Source organism: Azospirillum sp. Marseille-Q6669, from assembly GCF_965111635.1.
Genome location: NZ_CBCOOP010000001.1, coordinates 1,688,396 through 1,709,576 on the forward strand (window position 1 = coordinate 1,688,396; position 21,181 = coordinate 1,709,576).

At 70.1% G+C, this 21,181-nt stretch carries 20 protein-coding genes; 8 read left to right on the forward strand and 12 right to left on the reverse strand.

What is annotated here, in order from left to right; translation table 11 throughout:
* Window positions 1-15 precede the first annotated feature (15 nt).
* The 3 genes from ACWPXE_RS07480 to uraD are packed head-to-tail and all read right to left on the reverse strand — an operon-like array spanning window position 16 to window position 2,992.
* On the reverse strand, window positions 16-1,248 hold the full coding sequence (locus tag ACWPXE_RS07480; RefSeq protein ID WP_454017301.1) for a M20/M25/M40 family metallo-hydrolase: 1,233 nt from the start codon (window positions 1,246-1,248) through the stop codon (window positions 16-18).
* Window positions 1,245-2,486: an allantoate amidohydrolase gene (locus ACWPXE_RS07485; RefSeq protein WP_454017302.1), complete on the reverse strand. Its 1,242-nt coding sequence runs from the start codon at window positions 2,484-2,486 to the stop codon at window positions 1,245-1,247. The genes ACWPXE_RS07480 and ACWPXE_RS07485 overlap by 4 nt, the downstream gene beginning before the upstream one ends.
* Window positions 2,483-2,992: a 2-oxo-4-hydroxy-4-carboxy-5-ureidoimidazoline decarboxylase gene (gene uraD, locus ACWPXE_RS07490; RefSeq protein ID WP_454017303.1), complete on the reverse strand. Its 510-nt coding sequence runs from the start codon at window positions 2,990-2,992 to the stop codon at window positions 2,483-2,485. The genes ACWPXE_RS07485 and uraD overlap by 4 nt, the downstream gene beginning before the upstream one ends.
* A gap of 198 nt (window positions 2,993-3,190) precedes the next feature.
* On the opposite strand from uraD, the gene uraH reads away from it, so the two are divergent.
* Window positions 3,191-3,553: a hydroxyisourate hydrolase gene (gene uraH, locus ACWPXE_RS07495; RefSeq protein WP_014198004.1), complete on the forward strand. Its 363-nt coding sequence runs from the start codon at window positions 3,191-3,193 to the stop codon at window positions 3,551-3,553.
* Here the strand turns inward: uraH and ACWPXE_RS07500 are convergent.
* Window positions 3,538-4,725 carry a urate hydroxylase PuuD gene (locus tag ACWPXE_RS07500; RefSeq protein WP_454017304.1) on the reverse strand — a complete coding sequence of 396 codons (1,188 nt, stop codon included), beginning with the start codon at window positions 4,723-4,725 and terminating at the stop codon, window positions 3,538-3,540. The genes uraH and ACWPXE_RS07500 overlap by 16 nt on opposite strands.
* Before the next feature lie 174 nt (window positions 4,726-4,899).
* On the opposite strand from ACWPXE_RS07500, the gene ACWPXE_RS07505 reads away from it, so the two are divergent.
* The 4 genes from ACWPXE_RS07505 (at window position 4,900) to ACWPXE_RS07520 (ending at window position 9,371) form a co-directional block, all read left to right on the forward strand.
* The gene (locus ACWPXE_RS07505; RefSeq protein WP_454017305.1) at window positions 4,900-5,835 is read left to right on the forward strand and encodes a LysR family transcriptional regulator; all 936 of its coding nucleotides are present in this window, start codon (window positions 4,900-4,902) and stop codon (window positions 5,833-5,835) included.
* A gap of 87 nt (window positions 5,836-5,922) precedes the next feature.
* Window positions 5,923-7,047 (forward strand): LacI family DNA-binding transcriptional regulator, encoded by a 1,125-nt coding sequence (locus tag ACWPXE_RS07510; RefSeq protein ID WP_454017306.1) that lies wholly within the window; start codon window positions 5,923-5,925, stop codon window positions 7,045-7,047.
* 99 nt (window positions 7,048-7,146) lie between these two features.
* A complete protein-coding gene (gene uvrC / locus ACWPXE_RS07515; protein WP_454017307.1) occupies window positions 7,147-8,991 on the forward strand; it encodes an excinuclease ABC subunit UvrC in 1,845 nt (614 codons plus the stop codon).
* A gap of 149 nt (window positions 8,992-9,140) precedes the next feature.
* Complete coding sequence (locus ACWPXE_RS07520; RefSeq protein ID WP_454017308.1) at window positions 9,141-9,371, forward strand: hypothetical protein; 231 nt, start codon at window positions 9,141-9,143, stop codon at window positions 9,369-9,371.
* A gap of 73 nt (window positions 9,372-9,444) precedes the next feature.
* On the opposite strand, the gene ACWPXE_RS07525 is transcribed toward ACWPXE_RS07520, so the two are convergent.
* The 3 genes from ACWPXE_RS07525 to ACWPXE_RS07535 form a co-directional block, all read right to left on the reverse strand.
* Entirely contained in the window at window positions 9,445-9,669 is a 225-nt protein-coding gene (locus tag ACWPXE_RS07525) for a hypothetical protein (RefSeq protein ID WP_237905440.1), read from the reverse strand.
* 50 nt (window positions 9,670-9,719) lie between these two features.
* Window positions 9,720-9,914 (reverse strand): hypothetical protein, encoded by a 195-nt coding sequence (locus ACWPXE_RS07530; RefSeq protein WP_454017309.1) that lies wholly within the window; start codon window positions 9,912-9,914, stop codon window positions 9,720-9,722.
* Between the two features lie 248 nt (window positions 9,915-10,162).
* Entirely contained in the window at window positions 10,163-10,714 is a 552-nt protein-coding gene (locus ACWPXE_RS07535; RefSeq protein ID WP_454017310.1) for a YcbK family protein, read from the reverse strand.
* Between the two features lie 577 nt (window positions 10,715-11,291).
* On the opposite strand from ACWPXE_RS07535, the gene ACWPXE_RS07540 reads away from it, so the two are divergent.
* Window positions 11,292-13,109 (forward strand): hypothetical protein, encoded by a 1,818-nt coding sequence (locus ACWPXE_RS07540; protein WP_454017311.1) that lies wholly within the window; start codon window positions 11,292-11,294, stop codon window positions 13,107-13,109.
* Between the two features lie 64 nt (window positions 13,110-13,173).
* Here the strand turns inward: ACWPXE_RS07540 and ACWPXE_RS07545 are convergent, their stop codons facing one another.
* Entirely contained in the window at window positions 13,174-13,368 is a 195-nt protein-coding gene (locus ACWPXE_RS07545) for a hypothetical protein (RefSeq protein ID WP_454017312.1), read from the reverse strand.
* A 62-nt stretch (window positions 13,369-13,430) separates the two neighbouring features.
* A complete protein-coding gene (locus tag ACWPXE_RS07550) occupies window positions 13,431-13,616 on the reverse strand; it encodes a hypothetical protein (protein ID WP_014197993.1) in 186 nt (61 codons plus the stop codon).
* 413 nt (window positions 13,617-14,029) lie between these two features.
* On the opposite strand from ACWPXE_RS07550, the gene ACWPXE_RS07555 reads away from it, so the two are divergent.
* Window positions 14,030-16,006 carry a YgiQ family radical SAM protein gene (locus ACWPXE_RS07555; protein ID WP_454017910.1) on the forward strand — a complete coding sequence of 659 codons (1,977 nt, stop codon included), beginning with the start codon at window positions 14,030-14,032 and terminating at the stop codon, window positions 16,004-16,006.
* A gap of 131 nt (window positions 16,007-16,137) precedes the next feature.
* Here ACWPXE_RS07555 and ACWPXE_RS07560 read toward each other — a convergent pair whose 3' ends face one another.
* Window positions 16,138-16,764 (reverse strand): hypothetical protein, encoded by a 627-nt coding sequence (locus ACWPXE_RS07560; RefSeq protein ID WP_454017313.1) that lies wholly within the window; start codon window positions 16,762-16,764, stop codon window positions 16,138-16,140.
* A 114-nt stretch (window positions 16,765-16,878) separates the two neighbouring features.
* Between ACWPXE_RS07560 and ACWPXE_RS07565 the strand changes: the two genes are divergently transcribed.
* Window positions 16,879-17,685 carry a C40 family peptidase gene (locus tag ACWPXE_RS07565; protein WP_454017314.1) on the forward strand — a complete coding sequence of 269 codons (807 nt, stop codon included), beginning with the start codon at window positions 16,879-16,881 and terminating at the stop codon, window positions 17,683-17,685.
* Here ACWPXE_RS07565 and cobA read toward each other — a convergent pair.
* Both cobA and ACWPXE_RS07575 read right to left on the reverse strand, forming a co-directional pair.
* Window positions 17,608-18,540: a uroporphyrinogen-III C-methyltransferase gene (gene cobA / locus ACWPXE_RS07570; protein ID WP_454017315.1), complete on the reverse strand. Its 933-nt coding sequence runs from the start codon at window positions 18,538-18,540 to the stop codon at window positions 17,608-17,610. The two genes, ACWPXE_RS07565 and cobA, sit on opposite strands and share 78 nt — an antisense overlap.
* Window positions 18,515-21,109, reverse strand: coding sequence for a molybdopterin-dependent oxidoreductase (locus tag ACWPXE_RS07575; RefSeq protein WP_454017316.1), 2,595 nt, complete (start codon window positions 21,107-21,109; stop codon window positions 18,515-18,517). The genes cobA and ACWPXE_RS07575 overlap by 26 nt, the downstream gene beginning before the upstream one ends.
* Between the last annotated feature and the right edge of the window lie 72 nt (window positions 21,110-21,181).

The window sequence follows — 21,181 nt, forward strand, 5'->3', positions numbered from 1 at the left end:
GTCATGGTGGGGGTTTTACCCCTCGCCCAGCACCTCCAACAGCGCCAGCGCCACAACCTCCGTTGCCTTGAACAGGTCGGACAGCGGCAGGCGCTCGTCGGCGCGGTGGGCGTTGGCCTCCTCGATGGTGTGGGGGCCGGCGCCGAACAGGGCGATGGGCACGCCGGCGTCGGAGTAATGGCGCGCGTCGGTGTAGAGCGGCACACCCTTGGTCTCCACCGGCTCGCCCATCACGCGGCTGGCGTGGGCGCAGAGGACGGCAGCCAGCCGGTCAGTGCCGGGCAGCGGAGTCAGCGGGCGGGCCAGCAGGATGCGGCGCACCTCGACGCGGGCCTTCGGAAAGGCCGTGGTCGCGTCGGCGATGACGGCGCGCAACGTCTCCTCCACCGTCTCCGGCGCCTCCTCCGGAATCATGCGGCGGTCGAGGCGCAGGGTCACGCGGTCGGGGACGACGTTGGTGTTGATGCCGCCCTTGATCAGCCCGACCGTCAACTGCGGTGAGCCGATGCCGCCCACCGCCGACACGGTGCCGGCGTAACCCTTGCGGTGCTCGTAGAGCGCACCGAGGATCGCCGTCGTCGCCTCCAGCGCGTCGATGCCGGTCATCGGCAGGGCGGCGTGGGCGGACTTGCCGGTGACCTCGACCTCCAGATGGAGGCAGCCGTTGTGCGCCGTGACGACCCCGTAGCTGAAACCCGCGGCGATGGCGAAGTCCGGCTTGGTCAGCCCCTCGTCGAGCAGCCATTTCGGCCCGATCTCGCCGCCGGCCTCCTCGTCGTAGGTCAGGTGCAGTTCCACCGTGCCGCGGTCCAGCCCGGCCTTCTCAAGCGCCAGCAGCGCGTAGGTGTAGGTGACGAAGTCGGACTTCGAGACGGCGACGCCACGCCCGTACATCCAGCCGTCCACCACCTCCGCCCCGTAGGGGTCACGGGTCCAGCCCTCGCCCGGCGGCACCACGTCGCCGTGGGCGTTCAGCGCCACGGTCGGCCCGTCACCGAATCGGCGGCGCACGATCAGGTTGGTGGCGGAGATCATGCCGTTGGCCCGCACCAGCTCCGCCGGGACCGGGTGGCGCTCCACCGTCAGGCCCATGGCCTCCAGCAACTCGGCGGCACGCTCGGCGTGGGGGGCGCAGTCGCCGGCCGGATTGTCGGAGGGCACCTTGACCAGTTCGGCCAGGAAGCGGACCTGCTCGTCGCGGGTCTGCTCCAGGAAAGCGCGGATGGCCTTTTGGGCGGTGTCGGTCATGGTGTCGGGGTCTCGTGCTCGAAGTGGCGGATGATGTCCAGGAGGATCTGCACCGATAGGTCGGCGTCCTCCACGGTGATGGATTCGGCGGGGTTGTGGCTGATGCCGCCCGCACAGCGGACGAACAGCATGCCCATCGGCAGCACGCCGGAGAAGGCCATGGCATCATGCCCGGCGCCGCTGGGCAGCGGCAAGGGACGGACGCCGGCACGGATCACCGCCGCCTCGATCTGCCGCCGGATGCCGGGGGAGCAGGGAGCGGCGTTGGCGTCGTGGGTGGTCTCCACCGCCAGTTCCACGCCGCGGCGGGCGGCGATCGCCTCGAAGTCGGCGAGGATGGCGGCGCAGGCGTCCCGCCGCACGGCGTCTTCCGGCGCGCGGACGTCGAGGGTGAAGGCGGCCTCGCCGGGGATGACGTTGACGGCGCCCGGCTTCGCCTCGATCCGGCCCACCGTCGCCACCAGCCCGGCGTCGGAGGCCGCGGCCACCCGCTCCGCCGCCAGGGTCATCTCGGCGGCGGTGGCCAGCGCGTCGCGGCGCAGCGCCATCGGCACCGTGCCGGCGTGGCCGGCCATGCCGCGCAGCCGGACGGCGAAGCGCGTGGCGCCGTTGATGGCCGTGACGATGCCGACCGGCAACCCTTCCGCCTCCAGCACCGGCCCCTGTTCGATGTGGACCTCCAGGAAGGCCAGCGCCTCCCCCGGCTTGCGGGCCGCCGTGGTGATGGCCTCGGGGTCGCCGCCGAAGGCGCGCAGCGCGTCAGCCATGCGCACGCCGTCGCGGTCGCGCGTCTCCAGCGCCACCCGGTCGAAGCGGCCGGCCACGGCGCGGCTGCCGGTCAGGGTCACGGGGAAGCGCACCCCCTCCTCGTCGCCGAAGCCCAGCACCTCGATGGCGAAGGGCAGGCGCTCGCCGCGCCGGTCCAGCTCCGCCACCGCGGCGACGGCGGCCAGCACGCCCAGATTCCCGTCATACCGTCCGGCGTTGCGCACCGTGTCGATGTGGGAGCCGATCAGCAGGGCCGGCGCGCCTGGCACGGTCCCCTCATAACGGCCGACCACCGTGCCCGCCGGGTCGAGCCGGGCGTTCATCCCGGCCTTGCCCATCAGCTCCATCAGCCAGTCCGCGGCGGCGCGGTGCTGCGGGGTCAGGAACAGGCGGGTCAGCAGCCCCGGCTCCTCCGTGAAGCCGGCGAAGGCGTCCAGCCGCGCCATCAGGTCCGCGCCGAAGCCGGTCATGACTCGATGTCCTTGGGCAGCAGGTCCTTCAGGCGCAGCCAGGTGATGCGCTCGACCTGGGCCAGCGCCGTGGCGAACTCCTCCTCCGGGCCGTTGGACAGGCGGGTCTCGAAGGCCTCCAGAATGTCGGTGCGGCTGCGGCCCTTGACCGCCAGGATGAAGGGGAAGCCGAAGCGCGCCTTGTAGGCGTCGTTCAATTCGGTGAAGCGGGCGAACTCCTCCGGCGTGCAGCGGTCCAGCCCGGCGCTGGCCTGCTCCGCCGTGCTGTCGGCGGTCAGCTCGCCGCGCAGCGCCAGCCGGCCCGCCAGATCGGGGTGGGCGTTCAGCAGCGCCAATTTCCGGTCGTGGTCAGCGGCGCGCAGGACGGCGACCATGGCGGCGTGCAGCCCGTCCGCGTCGTCGGGCAGGTTTCCCCCCTGATTGCCGGCATCCCAGGCGCCTTCGGCGACCCAGGGCGAATGTTCGAACACGCCGCCGAATCGGGCGACGAAACTTGCACGGTCCATCTCGCTCGGTCGCATCCCGGCCTTCCCTGATCGGTCCCCTGCCACGCAGCATAACCGCAATCGCCGAGGTCCGCTTTTTCGATCCGTTTGAAAGTCTTTTTGCGCAGGCCCCGTTCGGGCCGCGCGGCGGTGCGGTGTAAAGTCACTTATCCCTTCTCCCCAGAGGGCGAGGGAAATTCAAAGAGAGGAGAGAGACCCATGTCCGGAAGCGGGCGCCTGACCACCCATGTTCTCGACACGACGCACGGACGGCCTGGCGCCGGGATCGCCGTCACCCTCTACCGCATCGACGGGGAGCGGCGGGAACGGCTGACCCAAACGCGCACCAACGCCGACGGGCGCTGCGACGCGCCGCTCCTCGCCGGGGCCGACCTGACTCCGGGGGTCTACGAGCTGGTGTTCGAGGCCGGCGACTATTTCCGCGCCTCCGGCCTGGAGATCGTCGAACCCGCCTTCCTCGACGTGGTGCCGATCCGCTTCGGCGTCGCCAACGCGGACCAGCACTATCACGTGCCGCTGCTCGTCTCCCCCTACAGCTACTCGACCTACCGGGGAAGCTGATCGGTCCAGGCGGCGAGCAGGCGGCGCTCTTCCAGCGTGATCCCGGTGACGTTGCCGGGGGGCATCGCGTCGGACAGCGCCGCCCAGGTCCGGATCTGCGGCGCGTGGCGGCTGATCGCCTCCGCGCTGTCCAGCGTCACGCCGCGCGGCGCCACGCCGATTCCCTCCCACACCGGCTGCGCCGCGTGGCACATGGAGCAGCGGGAGAGCACCACCTCCTCCACCTGCGCGAACTCCACCCTGGCCGGTGCGGCGGCGCTCTCGGTCCGCGTGCCGGCGGCGCTCAGGCCGACGATGACGGCGACGCCCGCGGCGGCCACCGCCCAGGTCCACCAGGGCGTCGGCTTGCCGGCGTGGCGGCTGTTGAAGAAGTGGCGGATCACCGCCCCCACCACCAGCACCACCGCGACGATCACCCAGCTGTAGCGCGTGCCGAAGGCCAGCGGGTAGTGGTTGGAGATCATCAGGAAGACGACCGGCAGCGTCAGGTAATTGTTGTGCAGCGAGCGCTGCTTGGCCTGCTTGCCCAGCGCCGGGTCGGGCACTTGGCCGGCCTTCATGGCGGCCACAGCCTTGGTCTGGTTGGGGATGATGATGCGGAAGACGTTGGCCGACATCATCGTGCCGATCAGCGCGCCGACATGCAGCATCGCCGCCCGCCCGCTGAAGAGGTGGCTGAGGCCCCAGGCGACCAGCACCAGGAAGACGAAGCCCGCCGCCGCCAGCTTCACGTCGTCCTTGCCCAGCGGCGACTTGCACAGCCGGTCATAGACGTGCCAGCCCAGCCCCAGGGCGCCCAGGCTGAGCAGAACCGCGCCCCACCAGGGAATGTCCAGCACCGCCGGGTCGATCATGTAGAGTGCGGCGCCGTGGTAGTAGAGCACCGACAGCAGCGCGAAGCCGCTGAGCCAGGTGGCGTAGGCTTCCCACTTGAACCAGGTCAGCTTTTCCGGCAGCTCCGGCGGGGCGACCGTGTACTTCATCATGTTGTAAAAGCCGCCGCCGTGGACCTGCCATGCCTCCCCCGCCACGCCGGGGGGCAGGCCGTCGCGCCGCCGCAGGGACAGGTCGAGGTGGATGAAATAGAAGCTCGACCCGATCCAGGCGATGGCCGTGACGACGTGCAGCCAGCGCACCAGAAAGTTGACCCACTCCCAGACGATCGGCTCCATGCGTCGCGGCCTCTTCCGTTCGGTGATCCTCACCCTGAACTCTACGGTTGCCGCAGCGCAGCGGGGAAGCGGATGCGTGCGCCAGCACTTTCAAAAAAAACGGAAAGGTGGGAGGATTCCTCCTCTTATCCCCTCGCCCCCCAGGGGAAGAAGGAAAATCAGGAAAGACAAGGCGTGGCGCTGCTGGAGAACATGCGGGTGTTCGTGCGGGTGGTGGAGCTGGGCAGCCTGTCCGCCGCCGGGCGCAGCCTGCGCCTGTCGCCCGCCGTGGTCAGCCATCGGCTGCAAAGCCTGGAGGAGCATCTGAACGCCCGCCTGCTCAACCGCACCACCCGGCAGGTGCAGTTCACCGAGGCCGGAAAGGTCTTCTTCGAACACTGCCTGGAGGTTCTGGAGGCGGCGGAACGGGCGGAGAGCAGCGTCGGCGCTATCGGCGGGGCGCCGGTGGGCAGCCTGCGGGTGACGGCGCCGCTGGGCTTCGGGCGGCGCATCCTGGCGCCGATGGTGCCGCGTTTCCACGCCGCCTACCCCCAGGTCGACCTGCGGCTGCGCCTGTCCGACCATCTGCTGGACCTGCTGCGCGAGGCGACGGACGTCGCCATCCGCATGGCGCCGCTGAAGGATTCCAGCTTCGTCGCGCGCAAGATCGCCGACCTGCCGCGGGTGCTCTGCGCCGCGCCGTCCTACCTGGAGCGGCGGGGCGTGCCGGCACGCCCCGAGGAGCTGCTGTCCCACTACTGCCTGCTGCTGCGCTTTCCCGGATCGCAGCAGTTCCAATGGACGCTGAACACCCCGCAAGGCCCGATGACGCTTCCGGTGTCCGGCCAGTTCGACGCCGACGACGGCGACGTGCTGACCGGCTGGGCGCTGGCCGGGGAGGGAATCGTGCTGAAGCCGCTGTGGGAGGTCGCCGACCATCTGCGCCGCGGGGAGCTGCGTGTCGTCCTGCCGCACTGCCCGCCGGATCCGGTGACGCTCGCCGCGCTCTACCCCCACCGCAACCTGCTGCCCGCGAAGATCCGAGTCTTCATCGACTTCTTCGCGGAGCAGGCGCGCGCCGCCCTGGCGGACACGGAAATGACTGGAGCGGAACCGAATGCCGCGCCCTGACCGTTCCCGCATTTCCCCCGCTTTTCCAACGGCGTGCTATGATGCCGCCTCGCCGCGCGGCGGGGTTCGCCGCAGGGAAGGACGAGAATGACCGCACAGCCGCCCGCCAAGCCGTTTCCGCCGAAACCCGCCAAACCCATCCGCAAGAAGACCCGCCGCGCCACGGAGCGGCTGACCATGACGGACGTGGCCAACGCCGCCGGCGTGTCGCCCAGCACCGTCTCGCTCTATCTGCGCAAGCCGGAGGCGGTGTCGGAGGAGCTGGCGACCCGTGTGCGGACGGTGATCGACCAGCTCGGCTACGTGCCGAACCTCGTGGCGGGCAGCCTCGCCGCGGCGAAGAGCCGGACGGTGGGGGTGATCCTCCCCTCCATCACCAACTCCTTCTTCGCGGAAACCTACAACACGCTGCAAAGCGCCTTCCAGACCGCCCATTACCAGACGCTGCTCGGCGTCAGCGAGTTCGATCCGGAGCGGGAGGAGGAGCTGATCCGCGCCTTCCTCGCCTGGTCGCCCGCCGCGGTGGTGGTCACCGGCCTGCACCACACCGAGCGGACGCGCGCCATGCTGCGCTCCTCCGGCGTGCCGGTGGTGGAGATGTGGGACATCCCCTCCGCCCAGACCCCGGCGGTGGACATGACGGTCGGCTTCTCCCACTTCGAGGTCGGGCGCCGGCAGGCCGCCCATCTTTACGACCAGGGAAGCCGCAAGGTCGCCTATATCGGCGCCGCCGTTCATCAGGACATGCGCGTGCGCAGCCGCACCGACGGCTATGAGGACGAGGTGCGCCGCCGCGGCCTGCACGAGCCGATCGCCTTCACCGCTCCTGACACCGCCTCCACCCCCGTCGGCATCTGGCTGATCGACGAGGTGTTCGCGCTTCACCCGGACATCGACGGGGTGGTCTGCTCCAACGACGCCATGGCGCTGGGCGTGCTGTTCGAAGCGAACCGGCGCGGGCTGAGCGTGCCCGACGATCTGGCGGTGATCGGCTTCGGCGACCTGACCTTCAGCGCCGCCTGCCTGCCGCCGCTGTCCACCGTGCGCCCGCCGCAGCGCGAGATCGGTGAGCTGGCCGCCGGCCAGATCCTGGCCCGGCTGAACGGCACCACGGTGGCCCAGCCGCATCATGGGTTGGATTGCGAGCTGGTCGTCCGCGACAGCACCCGTCCCGACGCCGATGCGGGCGTGGAGCGGCAAAGGGCGGGGTGACTCCTGGTCTGAAGGACAGGGCCGACGATTGTCCCTTGTCCATGGTTCGTTCCCTTGCTTCCTTCCGCGCCATCGTGATCAACACACCGGGTTCGTGTGATGGATGGAGTTGCGGTAATCCGCGCCACCCTGCCGACGCTGCCGGACACGCCCGGCGTCTACCGGATGATCGGGGCGGACGGGCGCATCCTGTACGTCGGCAAGGCGAAGAACTTGAAACGCCGGGTGGCCAGCTACACCCGGACGGACGGGCTGCCCAACCGCACCCGCCGCATGGTGGCGCTGACCCGCTCCATGGAGTTCGTCACCACCCACACCGAGGCGGAGGCCCTCCTGCTGGAGGCGAACCTGATCCGCCGCCTGCTGCCGCCCTTCAATGTGCTGGTGAAGGACGACCGCTCCTTCTCCTACATCGCGCTCGGCGAGGGTCATGAGTTTCCGCGCCTGATGCACCACCGCGGCAGCGCCGACCGGCATGGCAGGAAGCGCGACCTGTTCGGCCCCTACGCCTCCCCCGCCCTGGTCGGCATGACCATCGGCGCGTTGCAGCGCGCCTTCCTGCTGCGCAACTGCGACGACGCCACCTTCACCGCGCGCACGCGGCCCTGCCTCCAGCACCAGATCAAGCGCTGCTCCGCCCCCTGCGTCGGCCGCGTCTCGGCGGAGGAGTACGCCGCGCAGATGCAGGGCGTGCGCGATGTGCTGACCGGGCGCAGCGCCGCCGTCCAGGCGGAGTTCGCACGCCACATGATGGACTGCTCCGACCGGCTGGCCTACGAGGACGCCGCCCGCTGGCGCGACCGCATCCGCGCCCTGACCGCCCTGCAAAGCCGCCAGGACATCAATCTGGAAGGCGTGCTGGAGGACGCCGACGTGCTGGCCGTCCATGCCGAGGGCGGAACCGCCTGCGTCCAGGCCTTCTTCTTCCGCGGCGGTCGCAACCAGGGCACCCGCGCCTTCTTCCCCCGGCACGACGGTGAGGAGGAGCCCGCCGCGATCCTCGCCGCCTTCGCCGCGCAACTCTACGAAGGGACGCCGCCGCCCCGCCACCTGCTGCTCAGCCACGCCATCCCCGAGCGCGCCCTGCTGGCCGAGGCACTGACGCTCGCGGCCGGGCGGCGGGTCGAGGTGGAGGTGCCCCAGCGCGGCCCCAAGCGCCGCGTCGTCGAACACGCCCTGACCAACGCGCGTGAGGCCCACGGGCGCCGCATGGCCGAACGCTCCGCGCAAGGCAAGCTGCTGGCCGGGGTGGCGCGCGTCTTCGGCCTTCCGAAGACACCGGCCCGTATCGAAATCTACGACAACTCGCACATCCAGGGCGCCTTCCTGGTCGGCGCCATGGTGGTCGCCGGGCCGGAGGGCATCCAGCGCAACGCATGCCGCCGTTTCCACATCAAGGACCCCGCCGCGGCGGGCGACGACTACGCGATGCTGCGCGAGGTGCTGACCCGCCGCTTCGGGCGCGCGCTGCGCGAGGACCCGCAGCGCAGCGGCGGCCAGTGGCCCGATCTGGTGCTGATCGACGGCGGGCTTGGCCAGTTAAACACCGCCAGCGCGGTGCTGGACGGGCTGGGCATCGCGGGGGTGCCGCTGGCCGCCATAGCCAAGGGGCCGGACCGCGACGCCGGGCATGAGCGCTTCTTCGTGCCGGACCGCGAGCCCTTCCGGCTGGAGCCCAACGACCCGGTGCTCTACTTCCTGCAACGGCTGCGCGACGAGGCGCACCGGACGGCCATCGACGCCCATCGCACCCGCCGCCTGAAGGCGATGGACCACACCCGCATCGACGGCATCCCCGGCGTCGGCCCGTCGCGCAAGAAGGCCCTGCTGCACCATTTCGGCAGTTCCACCGCGGTGGCCTCGGCCGGGCTGAAGGATCTGGAGGCCACCCCCGGCATCAGCGCGGCGCTGGCCCGGCGAGTGTTCGAGCATTTTCATGGGTAGGGGATGAGTGGTCGCGGTGGGGGCAACCGCGGCCGAATTATTCCTAAGGCACTGATGCAGCCACCGCTCATCAGTCCTGCGTTTGCGCGGTTTTTGGTTAGTGCTTCCTTAACCCGACGGGATCATGGTCCGCCCACCGCAAACAGAGCATGCACGCAAGGCGCCTGACCATGGGCCAGAAGACCATCAAGTTCTCCGACAAGAACGGCTATCGCGACGTCGAACTCGACAGCCTGCCGCGCAACGTGCGCGCCGCCGTCACCGACATGGCGGCCAAGAACCCCGTCGCCGGCATCATCATCGACCAGACGGGCATGCTGTACCGGATCCACCTGACCGAACCGGCGAACGTCTATCTGGACGTGCTTTCGGTCGCCTGAACCGGGGCACTCCGCAAGGATTGGTGACACGGCGGCGCATCCGATGCGCCGCCGTTTCCATTTCAGCGTGCCGTCACTCCGGCAGGATCGTGACGGTACGGTCCAGGGCATCGCGCGGAACCGTCGAGCCGAAACCGGACAGGATCGCGCGGGCGTGCCCCGGCGCCAGACCGGTCATCCGCGCCAGATCGCCGGCGTCCAGCCCCTGCTGTTCGGCGGCGTGGCGGATGCGGGTGATGGCGTCGCGTTTCTCCGTACGGTCCATGGCGCTGCTCCGTTTGCGGACGTGGTGAGTCATGCGGTCCTCCTGTGCCGGTGGACGGAGGGAGAGGCGGGGTTTGCGGATTCTCAGTGCGGGCGGCCTTCCAGGCGACGCAGCGCATGGTCGAGCGTGCTCACGGGCATCATGAACACGGTGCCGCCCAGAACCGCCCGGACATCGTCGATGTGCAGGCCAGTGGCCGCGGCGACGCCCCATTCATCCAACCCGCGGTCTTCGGCGATCACGGCGATCCAGCCCGCCAGCGTGCGGGCCTGGGCCATCCGGGCCGGGTCGGTTAGAGGATGACAACGCGCCGATAAGTTGCGGCCCCGGGGGTCAGCAAAGTCGGTGGGGGTTAGCATGGGCTCCTCCCAAAGAGCTTCGGCCAGATCATTTGGCCTTCTTTTTCGGCTATGGTGCGCTTCCTCCGTCCTGCGCACAATCCACCCATCGGCTTAATGCCCTTCGCCTGATGCCCCCTGGCAAAAGGTTCTGCGACGAAAAGTCCCGATTCCGGCCCTTCCACGCTTCAGGCTCCCATCCAGCGCCGCGTCGGCCCGGTGTCCACATGGACGAAGTTCCGCTTGGCGTAGCAGCCCGCCCCGCCGTCGCCGAAGGACAGGGCGCAACGGTAAAGGTCCACCGCGCGCCGCCCCTGCAGGCGCAGATCGACCGCCCGACCCTGCAGGTGCAGGCTGCCCGTCGCCGCACCCTTCACGCGGCGGTTGGTCTCCTGGGAGCGGAAGGCCGACAGCACTTCGAACGGATGCTGGCTGTCCAGCTTCTCCTGCATCTCCGACAGACGGTTCAGCAGAGCGAGATCGATGCGGTGGCAATCGTCGCTGCGATGGTCGCGCAGCACCCAGTCGATGCGGGCCATCGCCTCCGCGACCGGACGCCCCTCCGCCCAGTAGACGCCGTCGAAGCTCTCCCCCGTCAGGCAATTGTAAATCCGCAGCGTACGCTCCGGCGCCGGCTCCCATGCCGCGGCGCTGCGGCTGTTGCAGACGCCGACCGCCACGGCGGCCCCCAGCCCGAAGATGCCGCGGCGCGTCAGCGCAGACGCGGCGGGCTCGTCCATCGGGGATTTATGGGGGGACGTTTGAAGGTGAGGTGTCGGATAGCGGCGCGACGGAACGTTCAGAGACGACAAGAAAGACGAAGACAAAAAAGGCATGGAACCACCGGTGCGTTGCGTTACCGAAGCCGAGAACAGGGAAAACCGGGAAATGTCGGCACGCCTTGTCGACAGCGGGGTCGACGGCGGGGGATGCGCGTCGGTGAGCCGGGCGTGCCGCGGGGACGGGAGAAGCCTTCAGCCAGTGTTCAGGCTCTCCCGTGTCGAGTCCCCTGTCCGGCGGCGGGTAACCCGGACAACGGCCCGACCGTTCCGCCGCGGCGGGTAGCATACGGTAGTTTACGCCCCGTTCGGCGGGGGTGGCTCCCGCCGCCTTCGGACGTGCGGCGCCATCCTTTGGATAGGCGCCCTATCCCAACGATCAGAGAAACGGGCGGACTTCGGGAACATGATCCGTCCTAAAAGCACAGGGCCAATGGACATCAGTTTTTCCCGATGAAAGAATGCCGGCAACACATCGACCCACCCCTTTTGAGAAGGATCGTCCGTCGTCTTTCTCAACGTTCGGGAGACGTCACGAATGACCGAGGAAACTCCGCCCGCACAGGGGTGGGCATTGGATGATCGTGCCGTCAGGACTCAGCTTGAGCGGATTTTGGCGAGCAACCATTTCGACGCGTCGGACCGCAACCGCCGCTTCCTGCGCTATGTGGTCGAGGAGTGCCTGGAGGGGCGGGCGCAGCAGATCAAGGCCTACTGCATCGCCGTCAGTGTCTTCAACCGTGAGCCGAGCTTCGACCCGCAATCCGATCCCATCGTGCGGTTGGAGGCCGGACGGCTGCGCCGCAGCCTGGAACATTACTATCTCACCGCGGGCCGCAACGACCCGATCCGCATCGTCATCCCGAAGGGCGGCTATGCACCCCGCTTCGAACGGCTGAACAACGATCTGCCCCCTGCCCTGCCCGCCCCTCACGCCATTCCGGAGGTGGAAACAGTGCGCAGGCCCGTTTCCCTGCGCATTGCCGGGTTGGCCGCCGTGGTGCTGATCGCCGTCGGGCTGGCCGGCTTGCTGGTCGGACGAAACCTCGTCACCACCATCGACATGGAAGAGGCCCTGGCGCTCGGTCCGCATCCGATCGCGGCCAGCGCGGAGCCGATGGGGAACGAGCCGGCGCCGCTCCAGTCGACGATGCTGTCGGCGGCCCCACCCGTGGCGGTCGATCCATCGATGCCGCTCGTCGTCGGCCCCTTCCGCACCACCGGCCAGTCGGCGGAGGACGGCGCGCTCGCTGCAATGCTGACCGACGAGATTGCCAGCAGCCTCGCCAATCGCACCGATCTTCCGGTGCGGATTGCCCCGCCGCCGACCGCCACCCTGCCCCGTCAAGGATTTCGCCTGTCCGGAAGCCTTCAGGGGCACGACGACGCGGTGCGTCTGGTCGTGCACTTGACCGACCTCGCCACCGGGACGGTGCTGTGGTCCAGCAGCCTGGACCGACCGGCCGGGCCCGAGGGCGCGCCCACCCCACAAGCCTTGGCGGCCGACATCGTCGAGCCGCTGACCGCCGCGCAGGGTCCGCTGCTGCCGGTTGCCACCGCGCGTCTGCGCACCAAACCGACCACCAGCCTGTCGCCGCGCGAGTGCGCCTTCCTCGCCACCGGTCGCCATGAAATTCCGCCCACCGAGCGAACCGCCCTGAGCGGTTGCCTGACCTCGGCCGCCAGCGCGCCGACGACCAACGCCAGCGAGGCCGCCCGGCTGTGGTCGGCGCTATCCCTTCTGCAGTCCGACGCGTATCGGACAGAACGGAACGACGACACCCTCAACGATGCCCTGGCGGCCGCCCTGCGCGCCACCGAACTGGAGCCGACCTCGCTGCGCCCGTTGACGGTGCTCTACACCGCCTATTGCCTGCGCGGGCAATACGCTTCCTGCTTCGCCGCCGGTCAGCGCGCCTTGCGGGCTTCCCCTGGAAACGCCCATGTGCTCGGCGACCTCGGCCTCTGGCATGTCGAAGCCGGCCAGCCCGCGAAGGGCCTGCCCCTGCTGGAGCAGGCGATGGAGCGCGACCCGGCGCAGCGGGAACGGCTTCTGCCCGCCTACAGCCTCGCCCTGCAGCGCCATGGGCATCCGGACAGCACGAAGCTGGAGTTCGAGATGACCACCGCCGCCCCGGCCCAGGCCGCGCTGGCCGTCGCCTTCGTGCAGATGGGCCGCATGGACGAGGCCAAGGCCGCAGCGACGCGGGCCTTGGCGGCGGACCCCGATTTCGCCCGCCGCGCCGCGCGGGAGCAGCGCATCCAGCCCCTGCCCCCGACGCTGGACGCGGCCATCCGCAGCAGCTATGCCATGGTCGGATTGGCCGCGCCCGCGGGCGAGAGCGTCACACGGTAGCTCTCTCATACCCAGTTGCTCTCATACGACGTCGTATGATGAAACCGACGACGCTTCCGGCACGTCAGCCGGTGCCCGGCTGGACGGACCCTTCATCCTCTTCCGCCCGCCGCCGCAGCTCGTCGGACGTGGTTCCGGCGGGAACGGCGTCCTGGAGCGTCCCATCGCCGGGCGTCTTGGTCTTGTCCTCCAACGGGGAGTCCCTCCCCGCCTCGGCCCCCGCCTGGGAAGGGCTGTCGGGTGTCTTCTCTTCAGCCATGACGAACCTCCGCTTTGTTGTGGTTCCAGCGAACAACGCCCGTGGTGCCGGTGGGGTCCCCGTCACGGCCGGGGTGCGCTGTCCGGAGAGTCGTCCGTGCCCGGCGCCTTATCCTTTCTGGTCTCGGCGCCCGGCCCTTCGATGTTCTGGAAGCCCATCTTCTCCTCGTCGATGGCGGGGTCGGCGCGGGTGTTCTTGATGTCGAGCGGCTCGTCGCGCTGGTCGCCGTAACGCTTGTCGGTGCTCATGATCCACTCCTGTCCATGGGGAAGGGCTTGCGTCTCAGCCCTTCCCAACAGGGTGCCGGGACGCCTGTTGCAGCCCCTCTTTCCTATGGCCCCTTGCCGACGGCGGCCCGGCTGCACACATCACGGCGTCATAAACGCGTATAAAGTTGACCCCGACGGTCAGGCAATCCTTGACCGCGCCGCGGCACTTCCGTAGGGACTCGCGCGGTGGACCATGCCGGACATTGCCGGTATGAAACCGGCACCCGACCATCAAGCACCCCGCCCCGGCAGCGCTCCGCGCCCCGGTGGCCCGAACGGAGAGCGTCATGCTCAACGAAGCCACGCCCACCGTCACCGTTCCGGCGGCGCGGGACATCTTCTCCCTCCCCCGGCACCGGACGGAGGCCCGGCGGCCGGCGCCCTTCCTGCCGATGACGCGGGCGGAGATGGACCGGCTGGGCTGGGATTCCTGCGACATCGTGGTGGTGACGGGCGACGCCTATGTGGACCATCCCAGCTTCGGCATGGCGATCATCGGGCGGCTGCTGGAGGCGCAGGGCTTCCGCGTCGGCATCATCGCCCAGCCGGACTGGAGCAGCGCGGAGCCGTTCAAGGCGCTGGGCAAGCCGAACCTGTTCTTCGGGGTGACCGGCGGCAACATGGACTCGATGGTGAACCACTACACCTCGGACCGCCGCCTGCGCCACAACGACAGCTACACCCCCAACGACGAGGGCGGCAAGCGGCCCGACCGCGCGGTGATCGTCTACAGCCAGCGCTGCCGCGAGGCCTACAAGGACGTGCCGATCGTGCTGGGCGGCATCGAGGCGAGCCTCCGCCGCATCGCCCAGTACGACCATTGGAGCGAGAAGGTGCGCCGCTCCGTCCTCGTGGACTCCAAGGCGGACATCCTGTGCTACGGCAACGCGGAGCGCGCGATCATCGACGTCGCCCACCGCATCGCTGCCGGGGAGAAGGCGCGGGAGATCGACGACATCCGCGGCACCTCCATCGTCCGCAGCCGCGTGCCGGACGGCTGGACCGTCATCGACAGCAGCAGCATCGACGAGCTGACTCCCGCCGCCCCGCGCGCAGCCGGGGCCGACCGCACGGTGGTCCGCCTGCCCTCCTTCGAGCAGGTCAGCGCCGACAAGGTGCTCTACGCCCACGCCTCGCGCGTGCTGCACCAGGAGAGCAACCCCGGCAACGCCCGCGCGCTGGTGCAGCGGCACGGCGACCGCGAGGTCTGGCTGACCACGCCGCCGATCCCGCTGACCACGGCGGAGATGGACGGGGTCTACGGCCTGCCCTACGCCCGCGCGCCCCACCCGTCCTACGGCGACGCGCGCATCCCGGCCTGGGAGATGATCCGCTTCTCGGTGAACATCATGCGCGGCTGCTTCGGCGGCTGTTCCTTCTGCTCGATCACCGAGCATGAGGGGCGCATCATCCAGAGCCGGTCGGAGGGCTCGATCCTCAAGGAGATCGAGGAGATCCGCGACAAGGTGAAGGGCTTCACCGGGGTCATCTCCGACATGGGCGGGCCGACCGCCAACATGTACCGCATGGCCTGCAAGGACCCGGAGATCGAGAAGGTCTGCCGCCGCCCGTCCTGCGTCTTCCCGGACATCTGCAAGAACCTGAACACCGACCACAGCGACCTGATCCAGCTCTACCGCAAGGCCCGCGCCATCCCCGGCGTGAAGAAGATCAACATCGCCTCGGGCCTGCGCTACGACCTCGCCGTCCGCAGCCCGGAGTATGTGAAGGAGCTGGTGACCCACCATGTCGGCGGCTACTTGAAGATCGCGCCGGAGCACACCGAGCCCGGCCCGCTGTCCAAGATGATGAAGCCGGGCATCGGCACCTACGACCGCTTCAAGGAGATGTTCGAGGCGGCGGCCAAGGCGGCGGGGAAGAAGCTCTACCTGATTCCCTACTTCATCGCCGCCCACCCCGGCACCAGCGACGAGGACATGATGAACCTCGCCTTGTGGCTGAAGCGGAACGGTTTCAAGGCCGATCAGGTGCAGACCTACCTGCCCTCCCCCATGGCGCTCGCCACGGCGATGTACCACAGCGACCGCAACCCGCTGCGCCCGATCCGTCGCGAGGGCTCGGAGACGGTGTTCTCCGCCAAGGGGCTGAAGCAGCGCCGCCTGCACAAGGCCTTCCTGCGCTACCACGACCCGGAGAACTGGCCGATGCTGCGCGACGCGCTGAAGGCGATGGGCCGCAGCGACCTGATCGGGCCGGGCGAGCACCAGCTCGTTCCGGCCTGGCAGACGACGGGGGGCGTGGGCAAAGCGGAGAAGCCGAAGCCGGGCAAGACCTTCTACACCCAGCAGGCCGGCAAGGGCCGCCGGACGCCGGCCAAGGCCGGCAAGCCGACGGGAAGGGCAAGGTAGCCCTCGCCCCTCCCGGAAGAGGGAGAGGACCCGTGCCGTAGGCGTGGGGAGGGTGAGGGGGATGCGCGTGTCGGTGTGTTCGGCAAATGCACAACCCCCTCACCCTCCCCAGGGGGAGAGGGGATGGAGGCTCAGCAGCCGTTGAGCGCCTTGATCCGTTCGATCAGGGCTAGCCCGTCGCGCTCGGCCAGCGCGACGTCGGCGGCGCCATCGCAGGCGCGGCCGCTCACATGGACATAGTGGTAGCGCACGCGCACGGCGTCCCGGCCGATGGGCTCCGCGCCCAGCAGGCGGACGGGAACGCTCATGTTGCCGTAGAAGCGGTTCATGGACGCGATGTCGTAGGCCCCGCTGCCCCGCTTCTCGGGAACGACGTAGGTGTTGGCCCGCGCGGCGTCAGCCTGCCCCAAGGCGTCATAGAAGGCGCGCACCGCCGCGACCCCGTCGGTCGGTCGGGGGCGCGGCGTGGGCGGATGGATTTGGGCCGGGTCAGCGCTCGGGGCCGCCCGCGGGATGGGCGCAGGAGTGGCCGCGGGCTGACCCGGCCAGACCACCGCGGCCGCCGGAGACGGCTGCGGTGGAACGGGGATCGGCAGGGGAGGAGATGGCTCCACCGCCGGTGAAGGACTGGGCTGCGGCACGAGCCGCAGGGGACCCTGGGTGGCCGTTTGGGGGGCCGTCTGCGCCACGGCGGCACCGGCCAGCAGGCACGAGCCCACAGCCGCCGCGAGCCCCAGACGCCTCACACGGTTGCCCATCGCACTCTCCTGTCGAAAAGCGTCAAATCCATAGCAAATCCCCGTTTGCCGGAGGATTGTCCGGAACGGTCCTCTGGCTTGCATTCCGGCGGGGCGGGCTCTAGCGTGACCGGCATGACCGATGCACAGACCATCCCGATCCGCCGGCTCGCCGCCCCGCAGGCCGTTCTTCTGGAACAACCGAGGCACGGCGTCCCGCAAACCAGCGAGATGCTGTTCGGTGAGACATGTACGCCGCTCGACCGCGACGGCGACTGGGTGAAGGTGGAAAACCGCACCGACGGGCATGTCGGCTGGCTGCCCCCCGGCACGAACCTGAGGGAACCGGTCTCCCCGACCCACCGCGTGTCCGGACGCGTGGCGAACCTGCACCCGGCGCCCACCCACAAGGCGGTGCCCGTGGCGGCGCTGAGCTTCGGCAGCCTCGTCACGGTGGCGGAGCAAGCCGACGCCCAGGGTCCAGGGGGCTGGGTCCGGCTGGACAACGGGCTGTGGACGTTCGGCAAGCAGCTGGAGCCGGTGGCCGTGCCGCTGAACCGCGTCCCGGTGGAGACGGCGCTGCGCTTCCTGGAGACACCCTATGTCTGGGGCGGGCGGAGCGCCTTCGGCATCGACTGCTCCGGCCTCGTTCAGGTGGCGCTGGGGGCGGCGGGGATCGTCACCCACCACAGCAGCGGGATGCAGCGCAACGACGACCGGCTGGGGCCGATGCTGTCCCAAGATGGATTTGGGCCGGGCGGGCAGGGGATCGATTACCGCCGGGGCGACATCGTTTTCTTCCCCGGCCATGTCGGCATCATGCTGGACGGTGCCACGCTGCTGCACGCCACCGTCTTCACCATGTCAGTCGTGACCGAGCCCCTGGCCGACGTGGCCGCCCGCGCAGAGGGCATCACCGGCGTGCGCCGACCGGTCCTCTAGCGCCCAGCCGATCAGAAGCAGCGTCGGCCCGTCGCCCGCCGCCACGCCCCGCTCGGCCATGGCGCCCAGCGTCGTGCGGTGGTGGCGCTCGTCGGGGCGGCAGCCGTTCTCCACCGCCAGCACCGGCGTGTCGGAGGACAGCCCGCCCGCGGTCAGGCCACGCCCGACGCGGCAAGCGGCCTCGCGGCCCATGTAGATCGCCAGCGTGCCCTTGGGGTCGGCCAGCCGCGCCCAGTCCGGCTCGGTCGCGTCGCCCTCGCGCGCGTGGGCGGTGACGAAGGTGACGGCGCGCGACACGCCGCGCTTGGTCAGCGACAGCCCGGCGCTGGACGCGCAGCCGAGCGCCGCGGTGATTCCGGGGATCACCGACACGCTGATTCCGACACGCTCCAGATGCTCGATCTCCTCGCCGGCCCGGCCGAAGATCATCGGGTCGCCGCCCTTCAGCCGGACGGTGCGCCGCCCGGTGCAGGCCTGTGCCGCAATCAGATCGTTGATGGCCTCCTGCGAGTGGGAATGCTTGCCCGACCGCTTGCCGACGCAGATCAGTTCCGCACCCGGCTGCGCCAGGGCGAGGATGCCCGGCCCGACGAGGTGGTCGTAGAGGATCACTTCGGCCTGCGCGATGGCGCGCGCCGCCGCGACGGTCAGCAGGTCGGGATCCCCCGGCCCGGCGCCGACCAGCGTGACGTGCGGGGTCCGCGTACCCGCCTGCGGAATGGCGCGGGCGACGCGGCGGGCCGTGCTCGGGCGCAGCGCCGAGCCCAGCGCAGCGCGCAGGGCGACGATGAAGTTGATACGCTTGCCCCCGGTCGGAGAGAGAAGGCCGTCAAGCCACATGGCAGCGCTGGGCATCGGCAAGGATCTCCTTGAGTTCGGGGATGCAGGAGCCGCAGTTGGTCCCGGCCCGCAGGGCCGTTCCGACCTCCTGGACCGTGGTCAGGCGTTGGCTTTGGATGGCGGCGATCAGGCGGTTGACGCCGACGCCGAAGCAGGAACACACCGTCCGCCCCTCGTCCGCCGTGGGAACCGGCGACCGGCCGGAGAGCAGGGCGCGGCGGGCGGCACCGTCCAACGCCCCCGCCGACAGCAGGTCGACCAGCCAAGCGCGGCTTGGGAGCCCGCCGGCCGTGGACAGGAACAGGCAGGCCTCCAGCCGGTCGTGGGTCACCCAGGCGCGGCGCAGCACGCCGCGGGCCGCGTCGCTGTAATCGACCGTCGCCCCGGCGAAGCCGAACGCGAGCATCTCCGGAGCGGGCAGGGCGCCCTCGCCGGCCAGCTCGATCAGGTGGCCGCCCGGGACGGCGCGGCGTGACCAGTAGCCGCCATGGGCAGGCTCCACAGGCTCGCGGGCGATCAGGAAGCCGGTCCAGGCGGCGGCGTAGGGGACGACCGTCACCGGCATCCGCTTCAGGTCCGGCTGGCCCGACACGGGGTCCACGGCCAGATCGTCCACCAGCCGCCCGACGACGCAGGAGGCCGTGAAGCGATCGGTCCAGTGCATGGGCAGGAAGGCTTCCCCCACCCGCTGCGCCTCGGTCACGCGCAGCCGGGCCAGCGCCGTGCCGACGGGGGTTGAGAGGCTGACCAGGGCGCCGTCGGTCAGGCCGCGCGCCGCCGCGTCCTGCGGGTGGAGGTCCAGACAGGGTTCCGGCGCGTGGGCGGAGAGGCGCGGCGACAGGCCGGTGCGCGTCATGGTGTGCCACTGGTCGCGCAGGCGGCCGGTGTTCAACATCAGCGAACCCGGCTCGGCGAAACGGGGCAGGGGGCGGGAGGTAACGGGGACGAAGCGCGCGCGCCCGTCGTCGGTGAAGAAGCGCCCGTCGGTGCAGAGACGGCGCGTCGGATCCTCGCCGACCCGCCGCGGCCAGGGGGCGGGAGCGAGCGTTTCAAATTCAGCGTCGGACAGCCCGGCAAGACCGCCGATGTCGAAGGCGCGCGTGCCGTCGTTCTCGAAGGCGGAGAGGGCGGCGTGCTCGCGGAAGACGTCGGCGGGCGTCTCGTAGGGGAAGGCGGCGGCATGGCCCAGGACGCGGGCGACCTGGGTGACGATCCACCAGTCGGGCCGCGCCTCGCCCGCCGGGGGACGGAAGGCCCGCTGGCGGGAGATGGTGCGGTCGGAGTTGGTGACGGTGCCGTCCTTCTCGCTCCAGCCCGCGGCGGGCAGGCGGATGTGGGCCAGCCGCGCCGTGTCGGTGTCGGCGATGCAGTCGGAGACGATGACCGTCTCGCAGTTTGCCAGCGCGCGGCGAACGCGGGCGGCGTCGGGCATGCTGACCGCCGGGTTGGTCGCCATCACCCAGACGGCGCGCACCGTGCCCTCCTCCACCGCGCGGAACAGGTCCACCGCCTTCAGGCCGGGCTTGTCCGCCACGCGCGGCGCGTTCCAGAAGCGGCGCAGCCGGTCCACCGACTCCGGCTCGAACCCCATATGGGCGGCGAGCTGGTTGGCGAGCCCGCCGACCTCGCGCCCGCCCATGGCGTTGGGCTGGCCGGTGACCGAGAAGGGTCCCATCCCCGGCGCGCCGATCCGCCCGGTCAGGAAATGGACGTTCAGGATGGCGTTGACCGTGTCCGTCCCCTGCGAGGACTGGTTCACCCCCTGGGAGTAAATGGTGACGGTGCGGCGGACCGTTGCGACTTCAGCGTAGAAGGCCTCGATTTCGGCCAGCGGCAGGCCGCAGCGGGCGGCGACATGGGCGGGGGAGGGCGCATCGGCGCGGGCGGCCTCCAGCGCTTTCGCCAATCCGGCGGTGTGCTCGGCGACGAAACGGGCGTCGATCAGGCCGTTGTCGGCCAAATGGACGAGCAGCCCGTTGAACAGCAGGGCGTCGGTGCCGGGCCGGATGGGCAGGTGGCGGTCGGCCCCATCCACCGTGGCGGTGCGGCGCGGGTCGATGGCTATAATGCGGGTGCCGCGCGTCCGCTTGGCCGCCAAAAGCCGCTGGTTCAGGATCGGGTGGCACCAGGCGAGGTTGGAGCCAACCAGCAGGACCAGATCGGCCTCTTCCAGATCCTCGTAGGTCACCGGCACCGCGTCGGCCCCGAAGCCGCGCTTGTGGCCGGCCACGCTGGAGGCCATGCACAGGCGCGAATTGGTGTCGATGTTGGCGGTGCCGAGGAAGCCCTTCGCCAGCTTGTTGACGGCGTAATAGTCCTCGGTCAGCAATTGGCCGGAGACGTAGAAGGCCACCGAGTCCGGCCCGTGTTTGGCGATGGTGTCGGACAGGCGCGCTGCGACGGCGGCGATGGCCTCGTCCCAGGTGACGCGCCGCCCGTCCACCTGCGGGTGGAGCAGTCGCTCGCCGAGACCCAGCGTGTCGGGCAGGTTGGTGCCCTTGGAGCAGAGCTTGCCGCGGTTGGCCGGGTGGTCGGGGTCGCCGGCCACGGTGACGGCGCCGTCGCTGGAGACGGTGGCCAGCACGCCGCAGCCGACGCCGCAGTAAGGGCAGGTGGTGCGGATGGGCTTCCCCGCCGCGATTTCCCTCTCCCCCCT